This is a genomic window from Flavobacterium ranwuense (genome assembly GCF_004349315.1).
GTDB classification, from domain to species: Bacteria; Bacteroidota; Bacteroidia; order Flavobacteriales; family Flavobacteriaceae; genus Flavobacterium; species Flavobacterium ranwuense.
Genome location: NZ_SMLH01000008.1, coordinates 1 through 21,543, shown reverse-complemented (window position 1 = coordinate 21,543; position 21,543 = coordinate 1). Strand labels below are relative to the sequence as shown.

General features: G+C 34.1%; 18 protein-coding genes and 1 tRNA gene. 3 read left to right on the top strand and 16 right to left on the bottom strand.

From position 1 onward, the window contains the following. Positions 1-2 precede the first annotated feature (2 nt). From E0I61_RS12575 to E0I61_RS12545, 7 genes are all read right to left on the bottom strand, one after another. Complete coding sequence (locus E0I61_RS12575; RefSeq protein WP_132071805.1) at positions 3-629, bottom strand: WbqC family protein; 627 nt, start codon at positions 627-629, stop codon at positions 3-5. Between the two features lie 90 nt (positions 630-719). Further along, on the bottom strand, positions 720-2,306 hold the full coding sequence (lepB, locus tag E0I61_RS12570) for a signal peptidase I (protein WP_132071803.1): 1,587 nt from the start codon (positions 2,304-2,306) through the stop codon (positions 720-722). 69 nt (positions 2,307-2,375) lie between these two features. Next, positions 2,376-3,080 carry a 4-hydroxy-tetrahydrodipicolinate reductase gene (gene dapB / locus E0I61_RS12565; RefSeq protein ID WP_131993167.1) on the bottom strand — a complete coding sequence of 235 codons (705 nt, stop codon included), beginning with the start codon at positions 3,078-3,080 and terminating at the stop codon, positions 2,376-2,378. 4 nt (positions 3,081-3,084) lie between these two features. After that, positions 3,085-3,285 (bottom strand): hypothetical protein, encoded by a 201-nt coding sequence (locus E0I61_RS12560; RefSeq protein WP_131993164.1) that lies wholly within the window; start codon positions 3,283-3,285, stop codon positions 3,085-3,087. 38 nt (positions 3,286-3,323) lie between these two features. After that, complete coding sequence (locus E0I61_RS12555; RefSeq protein WP_131993161.1) at positions 3,324-3,884, bottom strand: DUF5683 domain-containing protein; 561 nt, start codon at positions 3,882-3,884, stop codon at positions 3,324-3,326. Next, positions 3,884-4,783 carry a ParB/RepB/Spo0J family partition protein gene (locus E0I61_RS12550; protein WP_131993158.1) on the bottom strand — a complete coding sequence of 300 codons (900 nt, stop codon included), beginning with the start codon at positions 4,781-4,783 and terminating at the stop codon, positions 3,884-3,886. Before E0I61_RS12550 ends, E0I61_RS12555 begins: the two co-directional genes overlap by 1 nt. 4 nt (positions 4,784-4,787) lie before the next feature. Beyond that, positions 4,788-5,555, bottom strand: coding sequence for a ParA family protein (locus E0I61_RS12545; protein ID WP_132071801.1), 768 nt, complete (start codon positions 5,553-5,555; stop codon positions 4,788-4,790). 601 nt (positions 5,556-6,156) lie between these two features. Between E0I61_RS12545 and E0I61_RS12540 the strand changes: the two genes are divergently transcribed. Then, positions 6,157-6,906: a 4-hydroxy-tetrahydrodipicolinate reductase gene (locus E0I61_RS12540; RefSeq protein WP_131993152.1), complete on the top strand. Its 750-nt coding sequence runs from the start codon at positions 6,157-6,159 to the stop codon at positions 6,904-6,906. Between the two features lie 100 nt (positions 6,907-7,006). Here E0I61_RS12540 and E0I61_RS12535 read toward each other — a convergent pair. Beyond that, positions 7,007-7,081, bottom strand: a tRNA-Pro gene (locus E0I61_RS12535). Positions 7,082-7,239: 158 nt separating this feature from the next. On the opposite strand from E0I61_RS12535, the gene trxB reads away from it, so the two are divergent. Next, complete coding sequence (trxB, locus tag E0I61_RS12530) at positions 7,240-8,187, top strand: thioredoxin-disulfide reductase (protein ID WP_132071799.1); 948 nt, start codon at positions 7,240-7,242, stop codon at positions 8,185-8,187. A gap of 132 nt (positions 8,188-8,319) precedes the next feature. On the opposite strand, the gene E0I61_RS12525 is transcribed toward trxB, so the two are convergent. The 6 genes from E0I61_RS12525 to E0I61_RS12500 all read right to left on the bottom strand — a co-directional run bounded on the left by E0I61_RS12525 (position 8,320) and on the right by E0I61_RS12500 (position 15,218). Next, positions 8,320-9,153: a GIN domain-containing protein gene (locus tag E0I61_RS12525; protein ID WP_132071797.1), complete on the bottom strand. Its 834-nt coding sequence runs from the start codon at positions 9,151-9,153 to the stop codon at positions 8,320-8,322. 122 nt (positions 9,154-9,275) lie between these two features. Further along, on the bottom strand, positions 9,276-11,546 hold the full coding sequence (locus tag E0I61_RS12520) for a M1 family metallopeptidase (protein WP_132071795.1): 2,271 nt from the start codon (positions 11,544-11,546) through the stop codon (positions 9,276-9,278). 178 nt (positions 11,547-11,724) lie between these two features. Continuing rightward, a complete protein-coding gene (locus E0I61_RS12515; protein WP_132071793.1) occupies positions 11,725-12,465 on the bottom strand; it encodes a head GIN domain-containing protein in 741 nt (246 codons plus the stop codon). Positions 12,466-12,469: 4 nt separating this feature from the next. Continuing rightward, the gene (locus E0I61_RS12510) at positions 12,470-14,224 is read right to left on the bottom strand and encodes a PspC domain-containing protein (protein WP_132071791.1); all 1,755 of its coding nucleotides are present in this window, start codon (positions 14,222-14,224) and stop codon (positions 12,470-12,472) included. Positions 14,225-14,226: 2 nt separating this feature from the next. Continuing rightward, positions 14,227-14,559, bottom strand: coding sequence for a PadR family transcriptional regulator (locus E0I61_RS12505; protein ID WP_099713267.1), 333 nt, complete (start codon positions 14,557-14,559; stop codon positions 14,227-14,229). Between the two features lie 203 nt (positions 14,560-14,762). Beyond that, the gene (locus tag E0I61_RS12500; protein ID WP_132071789.1) at positions 14,763-15,218 is read right to left on the bottom strand and encodes a DUF4870 domain-containing protein; all 456 of its coding nucleotides are present in this window, start codon (positions 15,216-15,218) and stop codon (positions 14,763-14,765) included. A 234-nt stretch (positions 15,219-15,452) separates the two neighbouring features. Between E0I61_RS12500 and E0I61_RS12495 the strand changes: the two genes are divergently transcribed. Next, the gene (locus E0I61_RS12495; protein ID WP_131993129.1) at positions 15,453-15,905 is read left to right on the top strand and encodes a DUF4442 domain-containing protein; all 453 of its coding nucleotides are present in this window, start codon (positions 15,453-15,455) and stop codon (positions 15,903-15,905) included. 87 nt (positions 15,906-15,992) lie between these two features. On the opposite strand, the gene E0I61_RS12490 is transcribed toward E0I61_RS12495, so the two are convergent. Further along, the gene (locus E0I61_RS12490) at positions 15,993-16,226 is read right to left on the bottom strand and encodes a hypothetical protein (RefSeq protein ID WP_131993126.1); all 234 of its coding nucleotides are present in this window, start codon (positions 16,224-16,226) and stop codon (positions 15,993-15,995) included. A 150-nt stretch (positions 16,227-16,376) separates the two neighbouring features. Then, positions 16,377-21,543: LamG-like jellyroll fold domain-containing protein (locus tag E0I61_RS12485; RefSeq protein ID WP_132071787.1), on the bottom strand; the 5,167-nt coding region annotated here is incomplete at its 5' end.

Below are 21,543 nucleotides of genomic sequence, written 5' to 3'. Positions count from 1 at the left end.
TTTTATTTTAAAATCAGTTCTTGTTTTTTTAGATAATCCATCGCATATTTCCCTTCATTAAACAGCAAATCCAGAACGCTAAGATTGTTGATAAAACCATGTTTATCATCAAAAACCTGTGTGTAACTCTCGAATAGAGAAAGATCTTTTTTCCCGTTTACCAAAGCCCTGAAATCTGTGATTGTTGTTGTATCAACATCATGAAAGTATTCAGTTGTTGTTGTGTAATCTAATTTTAGACGGAAACATTTTGATAGAATGGCTAAAACCTCAAAATTTAAATCCAATAAAAAAGTATATTTTTTTTCGAAAATTGGTCTGATATCATCTTCGAAAAATTCAAAAAAAGGAGAACTTCGGTATCCTGCTTCTAATGATTTGAAGTGTTGTTTTTGCCAGTCAAAATCAGTTTCAATTTTGATGTCTTTTGTTTTTTGATGATTTTCTTTCGAATGTTTTACCGGGATATTCAATAACTGAATTCCGTTTGGACTATAAATATAAGCGCGGTTGCGGTTGGTTTGTTTCTGAAAATTATCTTCTATTTCAAAAGTGATATTTTCCGATTGTACCATGGCTGCAAAATGGCTAATTGATGGAAAATAGGTAGGATGGATGAGAGTGTTCATATTTGTCTAAAGTTTTTAAAGTTATAAAGTCAAAAGTCATAAAGCTAGATTAAATAGAAACTTTATGACTTTAGACCTTGAAGCTTTTGACTAATTTTTTGTCTCTTTTCTTTTTTTCCAAAAATAATCTCCAATAAAAAATGCTGCTAAAGCGATTAGGAAATATTTAAAATAAGATTGAGGTTGACCTTCACCGCTAACAGTTGTAAAAACTCTGTCCCAACGTATTTTATTCAAACCTTTACCGTTAGTATCCCAGCTTAACCAGATAAAAATAGGTTTCCCTACAATGTGATTTTCAGGAACAAATCCCCAAAAACGACTGTCTTCAGAGTTATGACGGTTGTCACCCATCATCCAGTAATAATTTTGTTGGAAAGTATAATCTTTAACCACTTTTCCGTTTAGTCTTATTTCGTTTCCTGTTACTTTAAGGTCGTTTTTATCTCCATTTTCATTTGTTTCATAATCAGTAATTATGGTTTTGTAAAATGGTAATGATTCTGTTGTTAAAGCGACAGTTTTTCCTTTTTCAGGGACATAGATGGGACCATAGTTATCACTGTTCCATTTATTGATGTGAGGAAAAACACCTTTCCCATGATTAGATTCATCAACAACTCTGGATATTTGTCTTGTAACAGCTGTTATACCGGGTACATTTTTCAATCTTTCCGCCCCTGCTGCTGTCAATGCACTAAAGAATAATGTATCTCTTCGAGTTTCATCAGTAACCATCACAGGGTCAGTTACGTCCATCTCTTTAAGTAAATATTCAAAATCGATTGGCGTTTTTCCGTCTAATGCTACTTTGTATGAGAATTGTGGTTTTGCTCTTTCGGGCATTTCCAATAGTTTGCCATCAATATAAATCATACCGTCTTTTATAGACAAGTTGTCTCCAGGAATTCCAACACATCTTTTTACATAATTGGATTTTTTGTCTACCGGTTTGAAAGCGCGTCTTTTTGAAGTGTCAAAAAATCTATAAACAGTATCAACCGGCCAGTTAAATACAACGATGTCTGTTCTATTAATATTTTGTATTCCTGGTAATCTTAAATAAGGCAATTGTGGCCAAGTTAAGTATGATTTTTTTTGAACTAAAGGTATCGAATCGTGAACCATTGGCAATGCCACAGTTGTCATTGGAATTCGGGCACCATAATTCATTTTGCTTACAAATAAAAAATCACCTACCAATAAGGATTTTTCTAATGAAGAGGTAGGAATTGTGTACGGTTGAATTAAATAGGTATGAACCAAAGTAGCTACGATAACTGCAAAAAGTAAAGAGCTAACCGTATCAGCGGTTTTGTTTTCGGGACTTAAACTTCTATCAGCTATGTAATTTAATTTTTGAGTATAATTGACATAATAGATGTAAAATCCAAGAGTTATAAGCCCTAAAAAAGTATCTAATCCAGATCGTTTTCCAAAACTTCTCAATGTTTCTATCCAGATTACAGGAAACATAATCAAATTAATAATTGGAATAAAAAGTAAAATGGTCCACCAAGTTGGGCGGCCTATTATTTTCATCAAAACAATAGCATTATATACTGGAATGGCTGCTTCCCAGCGTTTTCTTCCTGCACTTTCGTATAATTTCCATGTTCCTAAAAAGTGTACTATTTGTACAAGCAGAAAAAATATAAACCATTGATATGCTGACATAATATGTTTGTTTGGTTAATCGGTTATTTGTTTATTAAAAAATTAGAAAGTTTTATAATTTCTAAAAATCTATTTATCTAATTCTAATACATCCTTCATTGTGAAAATCCCTTTTTTTCCCACAATCCATTCTGCTGCAATTACAGCACCTAAAGCAAAACCTTCACGATTGTGTGCTGTATGTTTTATTTCGATAGCATCAACAACAGAATTATAGGTTACGGTATGTGTTCCCGGAACAGTTCCTATTCTTTTTGCTTCGATATGAATTTGGCTAGCTTCTGGTTTTTCTAATGTCCAATTGGTGTAAGAACTATTTTCAATTACTCCTTTGGCTAATGAAATTGCAGTGCCACTTGGTGCGTCTAGTTTCTGGGTATGATGGATTTCTTCCATGTCAACCGAGTAATTGTCAAATTTTGACATGATTTTTGACAAATATTCATTGAGTTCAAAGAAAATATTTACACCTAAACTAAAGTTAGAACTAGAGATAAAACCACCGTTCTTTGCAGCACAAAGTGCCACCATTTCATCATAATGCTCTAGCCAGCCTGTTGTTCCTGAAATCACAGGGATATTAGCATGGAAACAACTGGAAATATTAGGGACTGCAGCTGTTGGAACACTGAAATCTATAGCCACATCAGCACTTGAAAGACCGTCAAAAGTATTGTTTTCATCTTTTTTCAAAACGATTTCATGACCTCTTTCCAGTGCAATTCTTTCAATTACCTGACCCATTTTTCCATACCCTAAAAGCGCAATTTTCATTTGTTTATTTTTTAAATTTTGAATAATTTACGATTCCTGCAAACAAGAGCCCTATTAAAATTCCAGCGATAAATCCAGAAAAGAAATTATTCATTCGAATAGCCTCAAGCTCTTTAATTTCTGAATAATTTATTAAAGTGATTAATAACAAAACTGTAGTTATAATAAAAAAATATTTCTTCCCTATTTTATTAATTAATGACATAATGAGCTGTTATTTTTCTTTATGTAAGCTTTTGGTTTCTAAAAATTATAATTAAATGTTAGTCCTACATTAGTCTTTAATGTTACATCATTCGGATAAAGAACTGGTCTTATTGATAAGTTCTCATCTACATTGAATTGTATTAAAGCGGCATCCACATTAGCATCAATAATATTTAAAGCATAAAAAGCCACAACAAATAATGCAGATAAGTCACGATTTCTCTGATAAAATTTTTGTCCGGCAATCAATCGGTTATTATCTAAGAAAGCCAAATCATCGGTTACATATCCTTCCAATCGGCTTTTATAAGCGTCTCTGTATTGATGGTATTTTTTATTGCTATCGATATAAAAATAGAGACTGGTTCCGATAGCTCCATAAACCAGTGGTATTTTCCAGTATTTTTTGTTGTAAGCTTGCCCCAACCCTGGTAAAACGGCTGAATAAAAAGCTGCTTTTGCAGGAGTTAACGGGTCAATGTCATTCGATTTCAAAGTATCTTTTGCTACAAGCACAGCATTAGTTTCCGTTTGGGCAAAAACAGTAGTGTTTCCTATAATAAAAAGGAATAGACCTATGAAAATGATTTTATGCACTACTCGTTTATTAGTTTAATAATTCTATTGAAGTCTTCTTCAGAATGAAATGGAATAGTGATTTTTCCTTTGCCGTTTCCTGCTACTTTTACATCGACTTTGGTTCCGAAATAATTTGTAAAAGTACTTTTGTGAGCATCTGCAATTTCAAATGAAGCTGCTTTTGGTTTGCCGGCAGGTTTAGGTTTTAAGCTTTCCTGATAGTTTTTTACCAAAGCTTCCGTATCTCGAACGGATAGATTTTGACTCACAATTTTTTGATAAATATCAGTTTGAATATCTTGATCTTCAATGTTGATTATCGCACGACCGTGCCCCATACTAATGAAACCATCACGAATTCCGGTTTGGATTATCGGGTCTAATTTTAGAAGTCTCAAATAATTAGCGATTGTAGAACGTTTTTTTCCTACACGCTCACTCATTTGTTCCTGAGTCAATTGAATTTCATCAATCAAACGTTGGTACGAAAGTGCAATTTCAATTGGATCTAAATCATGACGTTGGATGTTTTCCACCAAAGCCATAACCAATGATTCGTTGTCATTTGCAATACGAATGTATGCAGGGACAGTTTTTAACCCCACAAGAGTCGACGCTCGAAGACGGCGCTCACCCGAAATTAATTGGTATTTATTGAAGTCTAATTTACGTACGGTAATCGGCTGAATAACACCTAATTCTTTGATAGAAGTTGCTAGTTCTCTCAGAGATTCTTCATTGAAATTACTTCTGGGCTGAAACGGATTTATTTCGATCGCATCAATTTCAAGCTCAATAATATTCCCTACAACTTTATCGGCATTTTTATCGTTTACGGATTTTATATCGTTTTCCGGATCTTTCAATAATGCAGATAATCCTCTTCCTAATGCTTGTTTTTTTACTGCTTTTGCCATAAAACTATTTACTGTTTTTCTTTATAACTTCTTGAGCAAGATGTAAGTAGTTAGTAGCTCCTTTGCTTGTGGCATCGTAGTTTATTATACTTTCTCCAAAGCTTGGCGCTTCGCTCAGTTTTACATTTCTTTGAATAATGGTATCAAAAACCATGTCGTTAAAATGTTTTTGAACCTCTTCAACTACTTGGTTTGATAAACGCAATCTCGAGTCAAACATGGTCAATAATAACCCTTCGATATCTAAATCCGGATTGTGAATTTTTTGGATGCTTTTTATTGTATTCAATAATTTGCCCAAACCTTCTAATGCAAAATACTCACATTGAATAGGAATAATTACAGAATCTGCAGCAGTCAAAGCATTCAAGGTAAGTAATCCAAGAGAGGGTGCGCAATCTATAATGATATAATCGTAGTCATCTTTGACACTTTCCAATGCTTTTTTAAGCATATACTCCCTGTTTTCTTTATCGACTAATTCGATTTCAATAGCAACGAGATCAATATGGGATGGAATCACATCTACATTTGGAGCGGAACATTTTATAATGGCCTCTTTGGGCGTATGACTATGTTCCAGAATTTGGTACGTGCCAATTTCGACAGATTCAACATCAATACCCAATCCTGATGAGGCATTTGCCTGGGGGTCAGCATCAATAAGTAACACTTTCTTTTCTAAAACACCCAGTGAAGCAGCCAGATTTACAGACGTTGTAGTCTTTCCAACTCCACCTTTTTGATTAGCAATCGCGATGATTTTGCCCATTTATTTTTCTAAATTTTGAACCGTAAAAATACAATTATTTATGGTTTCTAAAAATCTATTTTGTTAACATTTGTTAAAGGTTGATTAGTCGCTATTTGACAGATTCGAATTTTTAAAACGGATATGATTTTCGGGAGCTATTCCAGCGGTTCGTTTCAATCCCGATGTTTTTTACCACCATATGTGCAAGAGACAAGATTTTAATATTTATTTATCTGAAAAATGAAGAATATCAAATAATCAAATTAATTGGTATAATAAAAGATATCCTGTGGCTGTACCTAGATTGAAATGTCTATGTTTACATTAACAGGTATAAATAGTGTTATGAGCTTATTTTTTAGATTTCTATGCCTCGATTTATTTTCTTTTAATAGGGGGTTTGTTGCTGAACCTTTTATCGGTTTTATTTGAAATTTGAATACTTATTAATCTTCACAATTAGATTTTTATAAAAAAAGCAGTCAGCGCCATTTCGAAAAAACAATGTTTCAAAAACATCTGATAAGGGTAAAAATAGAAATAAAATTATTTCAGAAGTAATTTAATTATTCAAATTAATACATGCTTCTATATTTTAATAAAAAATAAAAACAATAACATGAAAATTGGACTAATAGGATTTGGAAAAACAGGTAAAGCCGTAGCTTCAGTAATTCTTCAAAATAAAGAATTTTGTTTGGAATGGGTGTTAAGGCAAAGTACACTTTTAGAACATAGATCAGTTCCTGAATTCTTAGGGGTACATTCTGATGAGCCTGGATTAATATATTCCAGTTCTAAAATTTCAATGGAAGAACTTTTAGATAAACATCCGGTGGATATTATTATTGATTTTTCTTCAGATCAAGGAATTTACACTTATGGATTAATAGCTGCTGAGCGGGAAATTAAAATTATTTCGGCTATATCTCATTATACAGAAAAGGAAATAGAATTACTGAAAGAATTAGCACTACAAACCACTGTGTTTTGGTCTCCAAATATTACTTTAGGGGTTAATTATTTATTATTTGCAGCTAAATTTTTAAAAAAAATTGCGCCATGGGTAGATGTTGAAATCAATGAAGAGCATTTTAAATTAAAAGAGGGAACCTCAGGTACTGCAATTAAAATTGCGGAAGCATTGGATGTTGAAAAAGAGAATATAAATTCGGTTAGGGCAGGGGGTATTGTTGGGAAACATGAAATAATTTTTGGATTTCCATTTCAAACGGTTCGACTGATTCACGAATCCATTTCAAGGGAAGCATTTGGTAGCGGTGTGATTTTTGTTGCCGAAAATTTAAAAAACAAAAGTAAAGGTTTGTATAATTTTGAAGATATTTTACAACCTTATTTTACGAATTAGGTTGTAAAGGTCCATTCTTAGGACCTTTCGGTTTCATCTTTTCGGGATGCCATGATGATTTTATCATACAAAAAAGTCGAACATTTCTGTTCGACTTTTGTCGGGGTGGCAGGATTCGAACCTGCGGCCTCCTGCTCCCAAAGCAGGCGCGATAACCGAGCTACGCTACACCCCGTAATTCTGGTGCAAAGATAGAATTATTTTTTATTTGACCAAACCAAAAAACAAAATAGGGGAATATTATTTCGGAATAGGTAAAAATGATCTTTTTATCGCCATATTTTTTTATTAAAAAACTACATTTGCAACTTCATAAATGTAATAAAAAACAACATGTCTGATACAATCGAAAAAATTAAATGTCTTATTATAGGTTCTGGTCCAGCTGGTTATACTGCAGCTATTTATGCCGCCAGAGCTAATATGAACCCTGTTTTATACCAAGGAATCCAACCTGGAGGTCAACTGACAACAACCAATGAAGTAGAGAACTTTCCGGGTTATGTTGATGGTGTTACGGGTCCTGAAATGATGGTTCAATTGCAATCTCAATCACAACGTTTTGGTACTGATGTTCGTGATGGTTGGGCAACAAAAGTAGATTTTTCAGAAGATATTCATAAAGTTTGGATCAATGGCACAAAAGAATTGCATTGTGAAACTGTAATTATTTCGACAGGAGCATCGGCTAAATATTTAGGTTTACCATCAGAACAACACTATTTAAAAATGGGTGGAGGAGTTTCTGCATGTGCTGTTTGTGACGGTTTTTTCTATAGAAATCAAGAAGTAGTAATTGTAGGAGCAGGAGATTCAGCTTGTGAAGAAGCACACTATTTGTCCAAATTGTGTAAAAAAGTAACAATGTTAGTGCGCAGCGAAAAATTCAGAGCTTCTAAAATCATGGAAGAACGCGTTCGAAAAACAGAAAACATTACTATATTAATGAATCACGATACTGTAGAAGTATTAGGTGATGAGCAAGTAGTTACTGCTGTGAAGGCTTTAAATAAAACTACAAATGAAGTTTTTGATATTTCTGCAACAGGTTTCTTCGTAGCTATTGGTCACAAACCAAATACAGATATTTTCAAAGATTATATCACATTAGACGAAACAGGATATATTATCAATACTCCAGGAACTTCAAAAACAAATGTTGATGGCGTTTTCGTAGCGGGCGATGCTGCGGATCATGTATATCGTCAAGCGATTACAGCAGCCGGAACGGGCTGTATGGCAGCTCTTGATGCTGAAAGATATTTGGCTTCTAAAGAATAATCAGAATCTGATTTTTTAAGATAAAAAAAGTCCCATTTGCCTTTGCAAGTGGGACTTTTTGTTGGTTAGGATATATAGGATCAATCCAGTTTTTACTCCCTCTCCTTTGGAAAGGGTTGGGGAGAGGGTTTCCTATTTCAATTTTTTTATCAATTTAGCTTCATCGGCAAATTTTCGGATTTCAATTTTTGGAGCGCCCACAAGTTGAATTTCTGATTTATTTGCAGCGTCTATAATAACTGATGTTACCGCATTTACGGTGCAATTGGAATAACTTTCTGTGGTTACATCAACATTTTTTATAGTTAACTTATTTCCGGTTAAGCTCGAGTTATTATCCAACCGAATGATGGCATTAGTTGCGTCTCCTTCGATAGTTGCATTTGATTTTTGGTACATATCCACTTTCAAATCAGTTGTGGTAACTAAGGCTTTTAGAGATGCATTTTTACTTAATTCGATAGTAGTATTTTCTGATTTTAAATTGAGTTCTGTTTTTGATTTATCATCAGATTGTAATACGAAGTTTTTAGCATTCACATTCAAAAATAGTTTGGATGTATCGTATGTTTTAAGGGTAAGGTCGTTTAATAAAATTTCTTGAATTGCATTTATTGTCGTTTCGTTTTTTGAAGTAATCAGTTTTAAATCATTGGTATACGTTATTCTAACAATCAGTTTCTTATAATTGGTGGCTTGTTTTGAGGTATAAATACGAAGCATATTGTCTATTAAATCCAGCGAAATAATATCGTGTAAATTTTCATCGGCTTCAATTTTTAGTTCGGTTTTTTCACCTCTTTCCAAGTATACTTCGAGATTGTCTTCAACAGTTAGCGACTCGAAATTCCCAACTTCTCTTTGTTCCACAGTTACTGTTTTTGAGCCTTTTATTTTTTCCTTTTTCTGTGCAAATGTCAATGTAGTTGATAAAAGGAGTAGGAGTATAGCAGTATATTTTTTCATAGTTATTTATATTAGAGTCTACACAAATATAAAAAAATCATCCACTTGTGATGGATGATTTTTTGATTTTTGTAAAATGATTTTATTTATCGATAAATAGCTTTTTTCTTAACGAATTTATTTTAAGCCTTTGTAAACAAGAATTCTTGACCATTTACTTTAAATTTAAATTCATTTTTAGTTTCGTTAAAATGAATTTCAATTCCTGCTTGTTCAAAACCAAATTTGTCTTTACCTATTGAGTCTAAAGTAAGCGTCGGTTGACCTGTCGCATTTGCAGTAAGATTGCCATTGTTTTCTGTTAAAATAATTTCTACCGGAATTTGTTTACTTGAAAAACTACCAACATAACTATCTAAAATAACTGCTTTTTCTAACTCACTTTTGTCCGAACTCCACACATTATTTTTTGTGTTTACATCAGGTAAAGCGTAATCTGGATCTATGGTAATGGTTTCAATTTCTTCCGTAGAAGCATTTCTAAATACCCAATTCGTGTTGCGTTGCCAGATTTCTACTGGAAGTTGCACACGGTTAGTTGCGCCACTTTTGGTTTTAATTTCTAATACTACAGGCATAGCCATTTTTTCCAGATTTTCAATGTAAATAAGAGCTCCCAATTTTGGATCATTTTTCAAATACTTAATCTTTGAAATGCCTTGGTCTAAACTCCAATTGTTTACAAACCAAGCTCTCCAAAACCAGTTTAAATCCTCTCCGGAAACATTTTCTATAGTTCTGAAAAAATCATCTGGCGTTGGATGTTTAAAAGCCCAGCGTTCCGTATAAACTCTAAAAGCCTTATCAAATCGTTCCTTGCCTAACACTTGTTCACGCAACATAACTAACCCGGAAGATGGTTTTTCATAAGCCAGCAACCCTAGATTTGATTCTTTCATCCCGTCAGGAGCAGTCATAATAGGTTCTAATTCCGGATTGGTTAATCTTTTAGACATTCTGTGCATGTCTTTTGGTTTCGATTTGTACTCTCCGTTGTTAAAATCCTCGGAACTCAGTGAGTTGATAAAGGTATTTAAGCCTTCGTCCATCCAAGCAAATAAACGTTCGTTAGAGCCCACAATCATTGGGAACCATCCGTGTCCAAATTCATGGTCCGTAACTCTCCATAGCTCACTGCCTTTTGATTGCCAATCACAAAAAACAATTGCAGGATACTCCATTCCACCTTCGTTTCCTGCTACATTTGTTGCTGCGTGATAAGGATACTCGAACCATCGTTTTGAATAATTCTCAACCGATGATTTTGTGTATTCAGTGGCGCGGCTCCAAGCATCTTGACCAGAACTCTCAACAGGATAGGCTGAAATGGCTAACGATTTTTTACCGCTTGGCAAATTGATTTTTGCGGCATCAATAATAAATGCTGCCGAAGATGCCCAGGAAACATCACGTGCATTTTTTATTTTAAAATGCCAGTTCAAAGTAGCTTTTCCTGAAGGTCTTGAAGCAGTATTTGTCACTTCTTCTGCAGAACGAATTGCAATTGTTTTGTCGCTTTGGGAAGCTGTTGCCCAACGTTTTTGTTGTTCAGCGGTGTATACTTCAGATGGATTCATTAATTCACCGGAGCTAACTACGATATGATTTGCAGGAGCTGTAATGGTTACATCAAAGTCACCAAATTCCAGATAAAATTCTCCAGCGCCTAAATAAGGTAAGCTATTCCAACCTTTGACATCGTCATAAACACACATTCTTGGATACCATTGCGCCATGGTAAATACTTTGCCGTTTTTGGTTTCTAAAACTCCCATTCTATCTGACCCAAAGTCTGGCGAAATAAATGAAAAGTCAATTTTAAGTTTGATGCTTGCTCCATTTGGATTCAAATCTTGAGGAAGGAAAACTTGCATTCGTGTATCGATTATTTCAAATTTAGCTTCTGTTTCGACAGTCTTTCCATTTTTTCCAGAAACTATTTTTATCGATTTTATTTTATGACCACCGTCAAAAACTTGCCCTTTATCTCCGTTGCGACTTCCGGTTATTGGAATAACAGTTTCTCCAAGGGAATTGTTTTTAAATAAATTCTGATCCACGTTCATCCATAAAAAAGAAATCTTATCTGGGCTATTGTTCGTGTAAGTCAAAATTTCAGAACCAATAATCTCATTGTTTTTCTCATTCAAGACAGCAGTCAATTGATAATCGGCTCTGTTTTGCCAGTACTTTGCTCCGGGTTGACCGCTTGCTGAGTGGGAATCTGTACCGTTTTTAGTATAAAAATTTGGGCCAAAAGTATCATGATAATCATACTTTGATATTGCTTTATTGTTTACAGGGGCTACTGTTTTACCTTCTTGCGCCTGAAGAGTTGTAACTCCCAAAAATAAAGCTAAATAGGGTGTAGCCTTAAAGAAATTGTTTTTCATAATTTGATTGATTTTGATTGATGATTTGTTGAAGTAATTAATTGTTTATAGGACTGCCATGATTTCAGATAGTTATTTATTGTAATAAATAGATGGTTAATTATTTGATTTTCGATAAATGAAGTTCAAAAAAAACATCCATGATTGGTGGATGTTTTTTTAGACTAAGAAAGATTTGTTATTCTTGATGAATACTTCCTCCGGAATTGGTTTCTTTTCGAATTGATTTCGGAACTTTATTATAGCTTATACTTCCTCCGCTAGAAGCTTCGGCATCCAAACTTACAATAGGGTGAATACTTATGGTGGCCCCACTGGAAGCTTCAGCATTAACTTCATTTGCTAATAAGTTTTTGGAGTCAATTTCGCTTCCACTTGATGCATTTGCTTTCATTTTTAATGCTATTCCATTAATGGTGATACTGCTTCCACTACTGGAATCACAAGTAATATTATCTGATTCTATATTCAGGTCCATAGTTCCGGCACTAGAAGTATTTAGTGTGATGTTTTCTCCTTTTATAGTATTGATGCTTGTTATTGATGCACTGCTATTGGCTTCTAATTGATCAATAACAGGCATTTTTACGGTTACTTTTTTTGATTTCGTATTGATAAAAGAATTTTTATCGCAAGAAATAACGAGTGTGCCATTTTCAACTTTGGTAAAGATGTGTTTTTGTAAATTATCATCAGCTTCAACTACTATTTCAGTTACGTCTGATTGTTCAATGACAAGATCGATGGCATTACTGACTTCTACGTTTTTGAAATCACCTTGGACAATTCTTTTTTCAGTGGTAACATTCCCACTTCCTTCAATTGAGTGTAAATTTATGGAATGGTTACAGGATGCAAATAGTAAGGCAGTTAAGGCAACCAGAATAAATTTTGTAATTAATGTGATGATTTTTAACATAGCTTTAATTTTTTATGATTATACCGTTTTTACTTATGGATAAGCCTTTTTTGGTTCCAGCTTCATTTACTGTTACCGTTTCACCGTTTACTTTTACTGTAGTTGTAGTAATACTGTCATTTTCTGTTACTTTTCCAGTAATGTTTACTTCAACACTATCTTTATCTGCTTCAACATCATTATACTCGTTTTCTTCAGCAGGACAATTTAAACATTTTATTTGAGAATTTTCTACTTTGTAAATGTAATTGTCTGAACTGTAGTGTAAGTTGAAGAAAGAATCGTCAGATCTGTCAAAATTTTGTACTGAAGAATCTGGTTTTAATAAAATTCCTTCCGGTAAGTATAAAAATATTTCCACTTCCTGATCACGAAATTTATTAGCTACTTCGGTCAATAAATAATTATCTAGAATCAGCTGGTTTCCTACAATTTTGATAGCGTATTTTATTTTTTCAGCTCTTCGTTTTGCATCTTGAAATGATTTACCTCTAGCTATTTTTTCAATTTGAATGAAAGGTAATTTTTCATCGGTACGTAAAATTTCTAAACTTACATTATTGGAATAAATCAATTGGGTGTTAGCTGAATCCTGAACAAACTTGAAGCTTTCTCTCTCATCGATGTCTTTAGTGTAATACTCATTGTATCTGAATTTTACAAACAAAGTGTCATTTGGCATTACATTAATCGTTTCTTTCTGAACTGTTTTTCCTTCGTAAGCCACTTCTGATGCTTGTTTTATTCCTATCGAAATTAGTATCGCTATAGCAATTATCCAAAGTGCCAATAACGTGTATTTAGCAATGTTTCCAATTGATTTCATGGTTGGAGACAATAATTTGAAACCTAAAAGTGTCAAGAAAAAGAACGGAATTCCAACAGCAAAGAACATTAACAATCCAAAAGACCATATTGGATAATCCGTAAAATTTCCTGCTTCAATAAAACTTTGCCATGGTACATTAATAAAATCAGATGAACCTAAAGTGAAAACAGCAATTAGTAAAGAAACTAATGTTGCAATTCCAGTGATGATTAGAATCACACCCAAAAACTTAGCGAAAATTTTGAAAACTGTCATGATAAAATCACCAAGAGAGCTTCCTAGTTTCCCGGCACCAGTTTTTATTTGATTGCCATATTTGTCGTAATCAGCATTTTTTATTTTTTCCGATACGTTTTCAAATTCTTCACGTACTTTTTTTTCGATATTCGAAATATTTACTGGTTCTCCAGTCATTTCCAGTTTTTCAGATGTGGTAACTGCTTCAGGAGTAACAATCCAAAGAATGATATACACCAAAATTCCAGTTCCAAATCCAGCAAAAACTAATAGTATAAGAGCGATTCGGATCCATACGGCATCAATTCCAAAATAATGACCTAATCCTGAAGAAACACCACCAACCATGCCTTTTTCTTTATCACGGTATAATTTTTTTGTTCTTCTGTTAGAGTGGTCGCTAAAAGTTAGAGAACCTTTCAACTCATCTTCAATAATGTAATCTTCCGGTTGTCCCATTACGGCAATAACCTCATCTACATCTTTTAAACCCACAACATGTTTGTCGCTTATTTGTTTCTCATTTAATAATTCTGAAACACGCATTTCAATATCTTTTATAATTTCATCATGTCCTGATGAATTAGATAAAGAACGTTTTATGGCATCAAAATATCGAGTTAATTTTTGGTATGCATCTTCATCTATATGAAAGAACATTCCGCCTAGATTTATATTTACAGTTTTGTTCATGACTATTGTTTTTGGTTGGTTATAAGGTTTACGGCATCGGATAATTCAGTCCAAGTGCCACTAAGTTCTTTTAAAAATGTTTGTCCTATTTCGGTTAGACCATAATATTTTCTTGGTGGTCCTGATGTGGATTCTTCCCAACGATAGTTGAGCAATCCATCATTTTTCAATCGGGTTAGCAGCGGGTAAATAGTTCCCTCCACGACTAATAATTTTGCGTTTTTTAATGTGTCCAATATTTCCGATGTGTATGCATCTTTTTCTTTTAATACGGATAAGATGCAAAACTCGAGAACACCTTTACGCATCTGGGCTTTTGTGTTTTCAATATTCATAATTTCTTTTTTTTGATTTTGTGTTGATTAAACGGTTCATTTTCTGATTGATGATTGATTTTTTTTTTTGGAGCTAATTCCTGCTTTCCATTTCAATCTTTTTTATTTTTAAAGGAAAAATAAAAAAGGATTTCCATTTCAATCAGGGCTATTTGGTTCGTTTTATTTATTACGTCTATTCTCTTTTAATCCATTTTATTTTCCTACTTAATAAACGGAATCGTTATTGGATATTTGTATTTTTCACCATTTGATGTTTTGATTGAAGCATAAATGATTAAAAAGAATTCAGCCACTTTTAAAAGGGCAAAAATTAAAACAGCAACTAAGCCTACTGTTAACATTCCAATGTTTCCTTCAAAGCTGAAATTTCTAAAGACAAAATCGTGATCATTTACTACAGCTTCTAAAGGAACATTTCTAAACAGTGTAATTAAAAATGTTGGAACTGCAATTAGTATCAGCACTAAAGAATACAATAATAAACTTAACTGAAAATTAAGTACTTGTTTTCCGTGGTGATCCACAAATTCTGAACTTTCCTTTTTCGAGGTCCAAAGTATTATTGGAAAAATATAATTTCCAAAAGGAATAAAATATTGAGTTAATGCACTCAAATGAGTAAAAGTTGCGGTGTTTTTTTCGGTAGTTGTTTCCATGATTAAAAGTATATAGTAATTTCTTATGCAAATATATATCTAAAAGACAGTATCTTGTTTCACATAGTACCAAATATTAACATAAAATTAACAAATTAATTTAATATGTATGCATACTATTTTTTTGTATTTTAGCAAAAAACCTAGCAATAATGAACCCGCCATGATTCAAAATTCCAAAAATAATGAAGAATGGCGATACCATATTCCTATAAAAACAAATATTAGCTACATATGAAACTTACAGCGTCAAAACTTAATAAATTTCTCTTATTTAAATTACCGTCGGCATTTATCTGTGGTGTGCGTGTAAAAGAGATTGATGAAAACAAATGTGTGGTATCAGTAAAACACCGTTGGATTAATCAAAATCCGTTTAACTCCATGTATTTTGCTGTGCAGGCAATGGCTGCAGAGCTTTCTACAGGAGCTTTAGTAATGTTCCAAATTCAAAAAAGCGGGAGAAAAATATCTATGCTCGTCGCTAATAATAAAGGGAATTTTACCAAAAAAGCCACAGGAAGAATCACTTTTACCTGTAAAGATGGCTATCTAATCGAACAAGCGATTCAAAAAACAATTGCTACTGGAGAAGGGCAAACCTTCTGGATGAAGTCTATTGGAACGGATGAAAAAGGAGTTCAAGTATCCGAAATGGATTTTGAATGGAGTGTAAGAGTCAAATAAAAAATGCTGAGCTATTTATTAAAATGGAAAAACGCCTCTAAATCTAGAGGCGTTTTTTATAGGAAATTAAAATTTATATTTTTTAGATTAGCATTTTTTTCCACTTGCTTTTGCCGTTGAGACATCGCACTTTTTTCCTTCGGCCTTGCATTTTGCTTGGCATTTTTCTATTTCATCAGCACTCATTGCTTTTGATTTGGAATCTTTTTTAGCACAACAGGATTCTTTTTTTGCTTTTTCTTTTGTGGCAGTTTTACTTTCTTGCGCACTAAGATTTACAGTCAGAAATGCGATTGCTATACAGGTTATTATCTTTTTCATTTTTTGTAAAGTTAAAATTGGTTTTATTTTTTGCTTTGGATGTAAATCCAAAATTATAATTCAAATATAAATAATAATTTAAATCAATTGTTAAAATTCAGGTTAATGTTTACTTAATTGAATCGGATTTTATTACTGGAAATATCCCTTTTATTTGATAATGATTTTTTTGCCGTAATCCCCTTTTGAAGTTTTTAGTTTTACTATGTATACTCCTGAACTTAAATTTTTGATTGGAATTTGAATTTTGGTTTGATTCTCATCTTTCACATCCCAATTTGCCATAGCTTGTCCTAATAAATTAAAGAGATGAACTTCGTTTACAGTTGCGTCAAGAATTTTATTTTGAATAATTAAGACTTTATAATTGTTGGAATATAAAACTATAAGTCCATCATTCAAATTATTCTCTTCAACATCAAGTGTTTTATTTGTGAATTGTAAGGAGAAACGGTTTTTGTATTCACCAATGGCTAACGAAATTGTAAAATTACTATTCCGGATGTCATGATAAATGCCAGTAATGTTATCATGTAAATAGATTTTGGTAGTCTCAGGTATGTTTTCTAATGCATCAATCTTGATAGTTGCTTTACCTTCATTTGCTATAGCAAGACCTATAGGGATTATTTGATTCACATTAAAATCGGGAATTGCTTGAATCACAAACTGACTGTTACTCAATTCCCAATACATATCATTCTCATTCATGTCGAACATTTGTGCATCATAACCAATATCAAAAAGAGGGGTTGTATTACTGTCTGCTCCAACTAATAGTTGTCGGTGCATACCCACAGGAGAGTCAAAACCAAGTCTTATTTTTGATCTTGTATCTATATCAGTATCTGTTTTTTTTGTGTTTTTAGTTCCCGCAGTTTTCATGAAAATGGAACTCGACGAAGTTTCTCTCACGAATACCCTTTGACTATTTTTAAAATTAATATAACCACCATCAACGGTTGTTGTTGTCCCATTTATGGTAGGGTCTAAATAGGCATCCACAAAAAATCCTTGTCCTACGGGTATGTAACGTCCAGGTACTTTTGATCCCCATGAACCATCATTTACATTTAAAGGGCTGTCATTAATAGCTTTAACACCTCCGGTTAAAGTATAAGTTGCATAACCACCCTGATATTCAGCCAATATATGATTGTCTGACTTACCAAAATGATCCCAGAAATAGAGCGCGCCATTAAATACATTTTTGCCCTCAGCATTTCTGCCCGCTAAATTATCTAAAATAAATTCGTTGGCATCGAGTGCGGATGGATAGGGATTTCCTACTAAATAGGTTTGAATTGGAGGTAAGGGCAGTGTAATGGTTCCGGAATTGGGTTTCCCGACAAATACATGATTTTGTGTTACATCAAGATCTGCTGCTCCACCTGTTCCTTTCATCGTAAATCCTTCTCCTGCTTTTAATGACCCAGTATTTCCAATATAGTTCCATTGGAAATAATCATCCCAATCTGTATTAGAATCGGGTGTTGCTGAATTGTATGACCATATCCAACGGTTACTTATATTTATAAAAGTTGTATTGGGCCCGTCGGCAAAAAAGGCACCGTCACCAAAAGTTATAGTTTTCGGATCAGCAGAATTTGTACCATCTCTTAAAATACCTGGAACGTTATGCGGCGTATTATTAATGAGCCCTTGAATAGTACTTACGGGTGATGACCAATAATTGTAATTGAAACTATTTTTTTTGCCTTGTTGATCCCGTTCAATATATCCTAAACTGGTTGCATCAAAAATACTTTCGCTGAATTGAGTCGTAATAAATAATTGGTCCGTTGGATTATAAGTACCATATCTCTTTTGTACCAATTGTGATTCTCCTACCAGATCAATAGTACCATTCAATTTTAAATAAAGAGTTATCCATACCCCTTGACCGTCATTTTTTTCAATTGGAGTGGTTGGCGTAGGATCTGCAATTGTTAATTTACCTGCAGTTGAAATCAATCCTAATACGGTAATGTCTTTATTCCCAGAACTAATGTTGTGTGCCGTTTGTACAATATTCCAATCGATTAGAGTTCCATTATAACCAGTACTATTTGGATAATCCCAAACAGAATGACCGTATTTCCACGGAGTTGTACCGGCACCTCTATCGGTCCAATTACCATCTCTTATTGAAACATAGGGTAAAGGAGCAGTCTCTTCTTGAGAACTCGTAATATTTCTTAATTTGCCATCAACACCTTTTCCTCCAAAAGGTTTAAGATAACCACAGTCAATTAGATTCATACGGTAATAGCCTTTTAAATTTGCCCAATTTAAAGGTTGGTCATCAGTTCCGTCTTTATTGGCATCTGGCCCATTAATATCAATAGGTATTATTTCTCCTCTAACAGCAGCGCCATTATTGATAATTTGTTGATTCATCATTTGTCGTACATGGTCAGAACTTAAACCTATATCCCAAATTCTTAATTCATCCATCCATCCTGAAAAATGATTTACAGGTTTGTTTGGAGGGTTTCCTGTTTGGTCCATAGCTCCCGCAATGCACTCAAAGCTATTAATTGTTGGTGCAGAACCAGCAGAACGAATAACTTCAATTCCGTCAACATACAATATATAGATTCCACCACTATAGGTAACAGCAACATGATACCATCTATTGGTCGTTAATGGGAAGGGTGAAGTTATTTTACTTCCATTATTCCAATTAAAGGTTAGTGTACTGCCTACAAGTCTTAAGTCATAACCATCAACAAGACTGTTTGCATTTCGTTTAGATAGAATGGTTTGGATGGTACTTAATGGGTTTGCTGGTTGTGGATCTGGTTTTACCCAAACTTCTATACTAAATGCAGTACCAAATGTACTATCTAATCCATAATTATTTTTAAAAGCTACATAATCATCAACGCCATCAAAATCAATAACATCACAACTGGTTAATGTTACTTGGACATCGCTAAAACAACCTGAAACATCTAATTTCCATCTCAAAGTATAAACTCCCGCATCACCTGAAAAGGATGAAGTTGGACTTTTGACATCAGAAAAACTATAGGTTCCACATGTATTTGTAGTGTTAAAGACTGACCATGTTCCTGTTGCTCCTGTGCCTGGATCATCACTAAAAGTATTAAGTGCTAATGGGTAGGCACCTTTAGCCTTATTTTGTTCTGCAGTTTTAGTATTATCAAACGCATTAAGATTAACCGTTCTTTCTCCACACTCGGCATTGGTATATCCCATAGCTTCACCGGCATAGGCATAATTTACTACTACAGTCGCTATTGCCGTTCCGTCTGGATCATATGCTCTACATCCGTTAATTAGACTTGTTGCTCCGTATTTATGGACGCCAGGCGATGTAGGCGGAAAAGTATATGCCACCTCTAATTTACCTTTTACAATATACACCCCAGGTTCTCCAATTCCATCGGTCCATTCTAACTCATCACTATAAGGTTTAACAGGAATTGTAATATTGTCTATTGCCCATACACTTTCATCAGTTGTTCCAAAAAATGTCCACTTCACTCTAAGATTAGTAAGGCCGCCAGCAGGAATTTCTTTAATGTATTCATATAAATCAAAACAGGAGTTATCGTTTGCAAACATATAATAACTAGCAGTTGAAGGAGAATGATTCTGCCAATCCCAAGTTAATGGAGGGTTTGTTCCAATTAGTTCTTGTAAGGGAATGTCATAAGTTGCTCCGCCATCTAATGATAACTCTAACTTAGCATAATCTCCCGCATGTAGATTATACGCTTGATCGAAACAGATAGACGCTTCTGCTAAACCTTCCAAACTAAATATCGGAGTTTCTAAAGTTGTTGGTCCTACACCAAACTTAGAAATATAAGCGGCACTATTATAATTACCATGAGCCATTCCAAATTTCTTCCCCGCTGTGCCATTATCATATTTTATTATATAGGATGTACCTACATTTTTAGCATCATTGGTTCCTGTCCAGTTGTTGACTTTTGTGTTATTTGCTGCTGCTGTCCATGCCGTTCCTGCTACTTCTCCATCAATTTTCCATTGCGTTGGATCCCACTTTTCTGGAAATTGTCCCTCATTAAAATCTCCACCATCTCCTACTGCTACTGTCGAAGCATATCCGCTACGAGCTACTAAACTAACTTGATCACCAAGACAGATATTGAATAAATTTTGATCTAAAATTGGTGGTACATCAGGAGGAATTGCATGTACGTTTACCATATTTGAATATTTCGTACAGTTTCCTACTTGAATTAGCGCTCTAAATAAAGTGGATTTAGTGTTGCTAAAATTAAAGATAGTATTATAGGTGTGGGTGTCAGCAGTATTTGGAATAGCACTCCATGTAGTACCTCCAGCTTCGAATTTTTCCCAACGAACAATTGTACCTGTTTCACCTGATAAATTTATTCTAATTGGGTTTGAATCATTTGGACAAGAAGTTATGGCTATATTGTCAGTAGCAGCAGGGGTCGGAACTATGTCACTAATATAGCCTGACAATGATCCTCCAGAAATTGATGGTGCTGTCAGTATTACATTTTGTGTTTGAGTTGTTGTGTTTCCGTTACCATCATTGTATGTCCAAGTTACTACTGTAGTTCCTTCTGTTGTAATTGGGAATGGAGTTGTTGTTGTACCAGTAATTGTTCCTTTACAAGTATCAGTTGCTGTTGGTGCAGGTAAAGTGGTTAACTCACATCCTGCTTTGTTAACATCTGGTAAGTTTGGTGTTGTGTCTGGTACTGGTGCTATTGTGTCATCGATAATTACATTATGACTTGCTGCGATTACAATACCATTGCCAAAATCAAAAGACCAATTAACAGGATATGTTCCTTGGGTATTATAAATTGATGGATCTCCTGTAGTTCCGGTTACTGTGACTCCACAGTTATCCGTTGCCGTTGGTGCCGTTAATGTAGCTGTACATTGTGCCGTTACATTAGTTAAAGTTACTACTGGTTTTGGATTCACAGTTACATCTACGGTAAACGTCGTACCTGGACATCCGGCAGCAGTTGGTGTTACGGTATAGCGAACCACACCTGTTGTAGTGCCTGAATTGGTTAATGTCTGGGCAATTGTAGATCCACAAGCGGCCGCACAATTACTAAATCCAGTTATCGTTCCGCCAGGCGGTGTTATTTGTATAGCTGTCCAAGTAAATGTTGTGCCGCTTACTGTTGAGTTTAGTGTAACACTAGTAGTTCCTTTACTGCAAATGGTCTGAGCTGAAGCAGAACCAATAGGCTTTGGATTTACCATTATAGAACCTGTAGCGGTTACAGTTCCACAGCCTCCAGTTAAAGTTATGGTATAATTATATGGC

Coding starts and splice junctions, on each gene's coding strand:
- E0I61_RS12560 (WP_131993164.1), bottom strand. CDS start 3,285: ATGTCATTAATTAATAAAATAGGGAAGAAATATTTTTTTATTATAACT.
- lepB (WP_132071803.1), bottom strand. CDS start 2,306: ATGTCAGCATATCAATGGTTTATATTTTTTCTGCTTGTACAAATAGTA.
- E0I61_RS12495 (WP_131993129.1), top strand. CDS start 15,453: ATGAAACTTACAGCGTCAAAACTTAATAAATTTCTCTTATTTAAATTA.
- E0I61_RS12525 (WP_132071797.1), bottom strand. CDS start 9,153: ATGAAAAAATATACTGCTATACTCCTACTCCTTTTATCAACTACATTG.
- E0I61_RS12515 (WP_132071793.1), bottom strand. CDS start 12,465: ATGTTAAAAATCATCACATTAATTACAAAATTTATTCTGGTTGCCTTA.
- E0I61_RS12575 (WP_132071805.1), bottom strand. CDS start 629: ATGAACACTCTCATCCATCCTACCTATTTTCCATCAATTAGCCATTTT.
- E0I61_RS12490 (WP_131993126.1), bottom strand. CDS start 16,226: ATGAAAAAGATAATAACCTGTATAGCAATCGCATTTCTGACTGTAAAT.
- E0I61_RS12505 (WP_099713267.1), bottom strand. CDS start 14,559: ATGAATATTGAAAACACAAAAGCCCAGATGCGTAAAGGTGTTCTCGAG.
- E0I61_RS12540 (WP_131993152.1), top strand. CDS start 6,157: ATGAAAATTGGACTAATAGGATTTGGAAAAACAGGTAAAGCCGTAGCT.
- E0I61_RS12545 (WP_132071801.1), bottom strand. CDS start 5,555: ATGGGCAAAATCATCGCGATTGCTAATCAAAAAGGTGGAGTTGGAAAG.
- dapB (WP_131993167.1), bottom strand. CDS start 3,080: ATGAAAATTGCGCTTTTAGGGTATGGAAAAATGGGTCAGGTAATTGAA.
- E0I61_RS12550 (WP_131993158.1), bottom strand. CDS start 4,783: ATGGCAAAAGCAGTAAAAAAACAAGCATTAGGAAGAGGATTATCTGCA.
- E0I61_RS12520 (WP_132071795.1), bottom strand. CDS start 11,546: ATGAAAAACAATTTCTTTAAGGCTACACCCTATTTAGCTTTATTTTTG.
- E0I61_RS12500 (WP_132071789.1), bottom strand. CDS start 15,218: ATGGAAACAACTACCGAAAAAAACACCGCAACTTTTACTCATTTGAGT.
- trxB (WP_132071799.1), top strand. CDS start 7,240: ATGTCTGATACAATCGAAAAAATTAAATGTCTTATTATAGGTTCTGGT.
- E0I61_RS12510 (WP_132071791.1), bottom strand. CDS start 14,224: ATGAACAAAACTGTAAATATAAATCTAGGCGGAATGTTCTTTCATATA.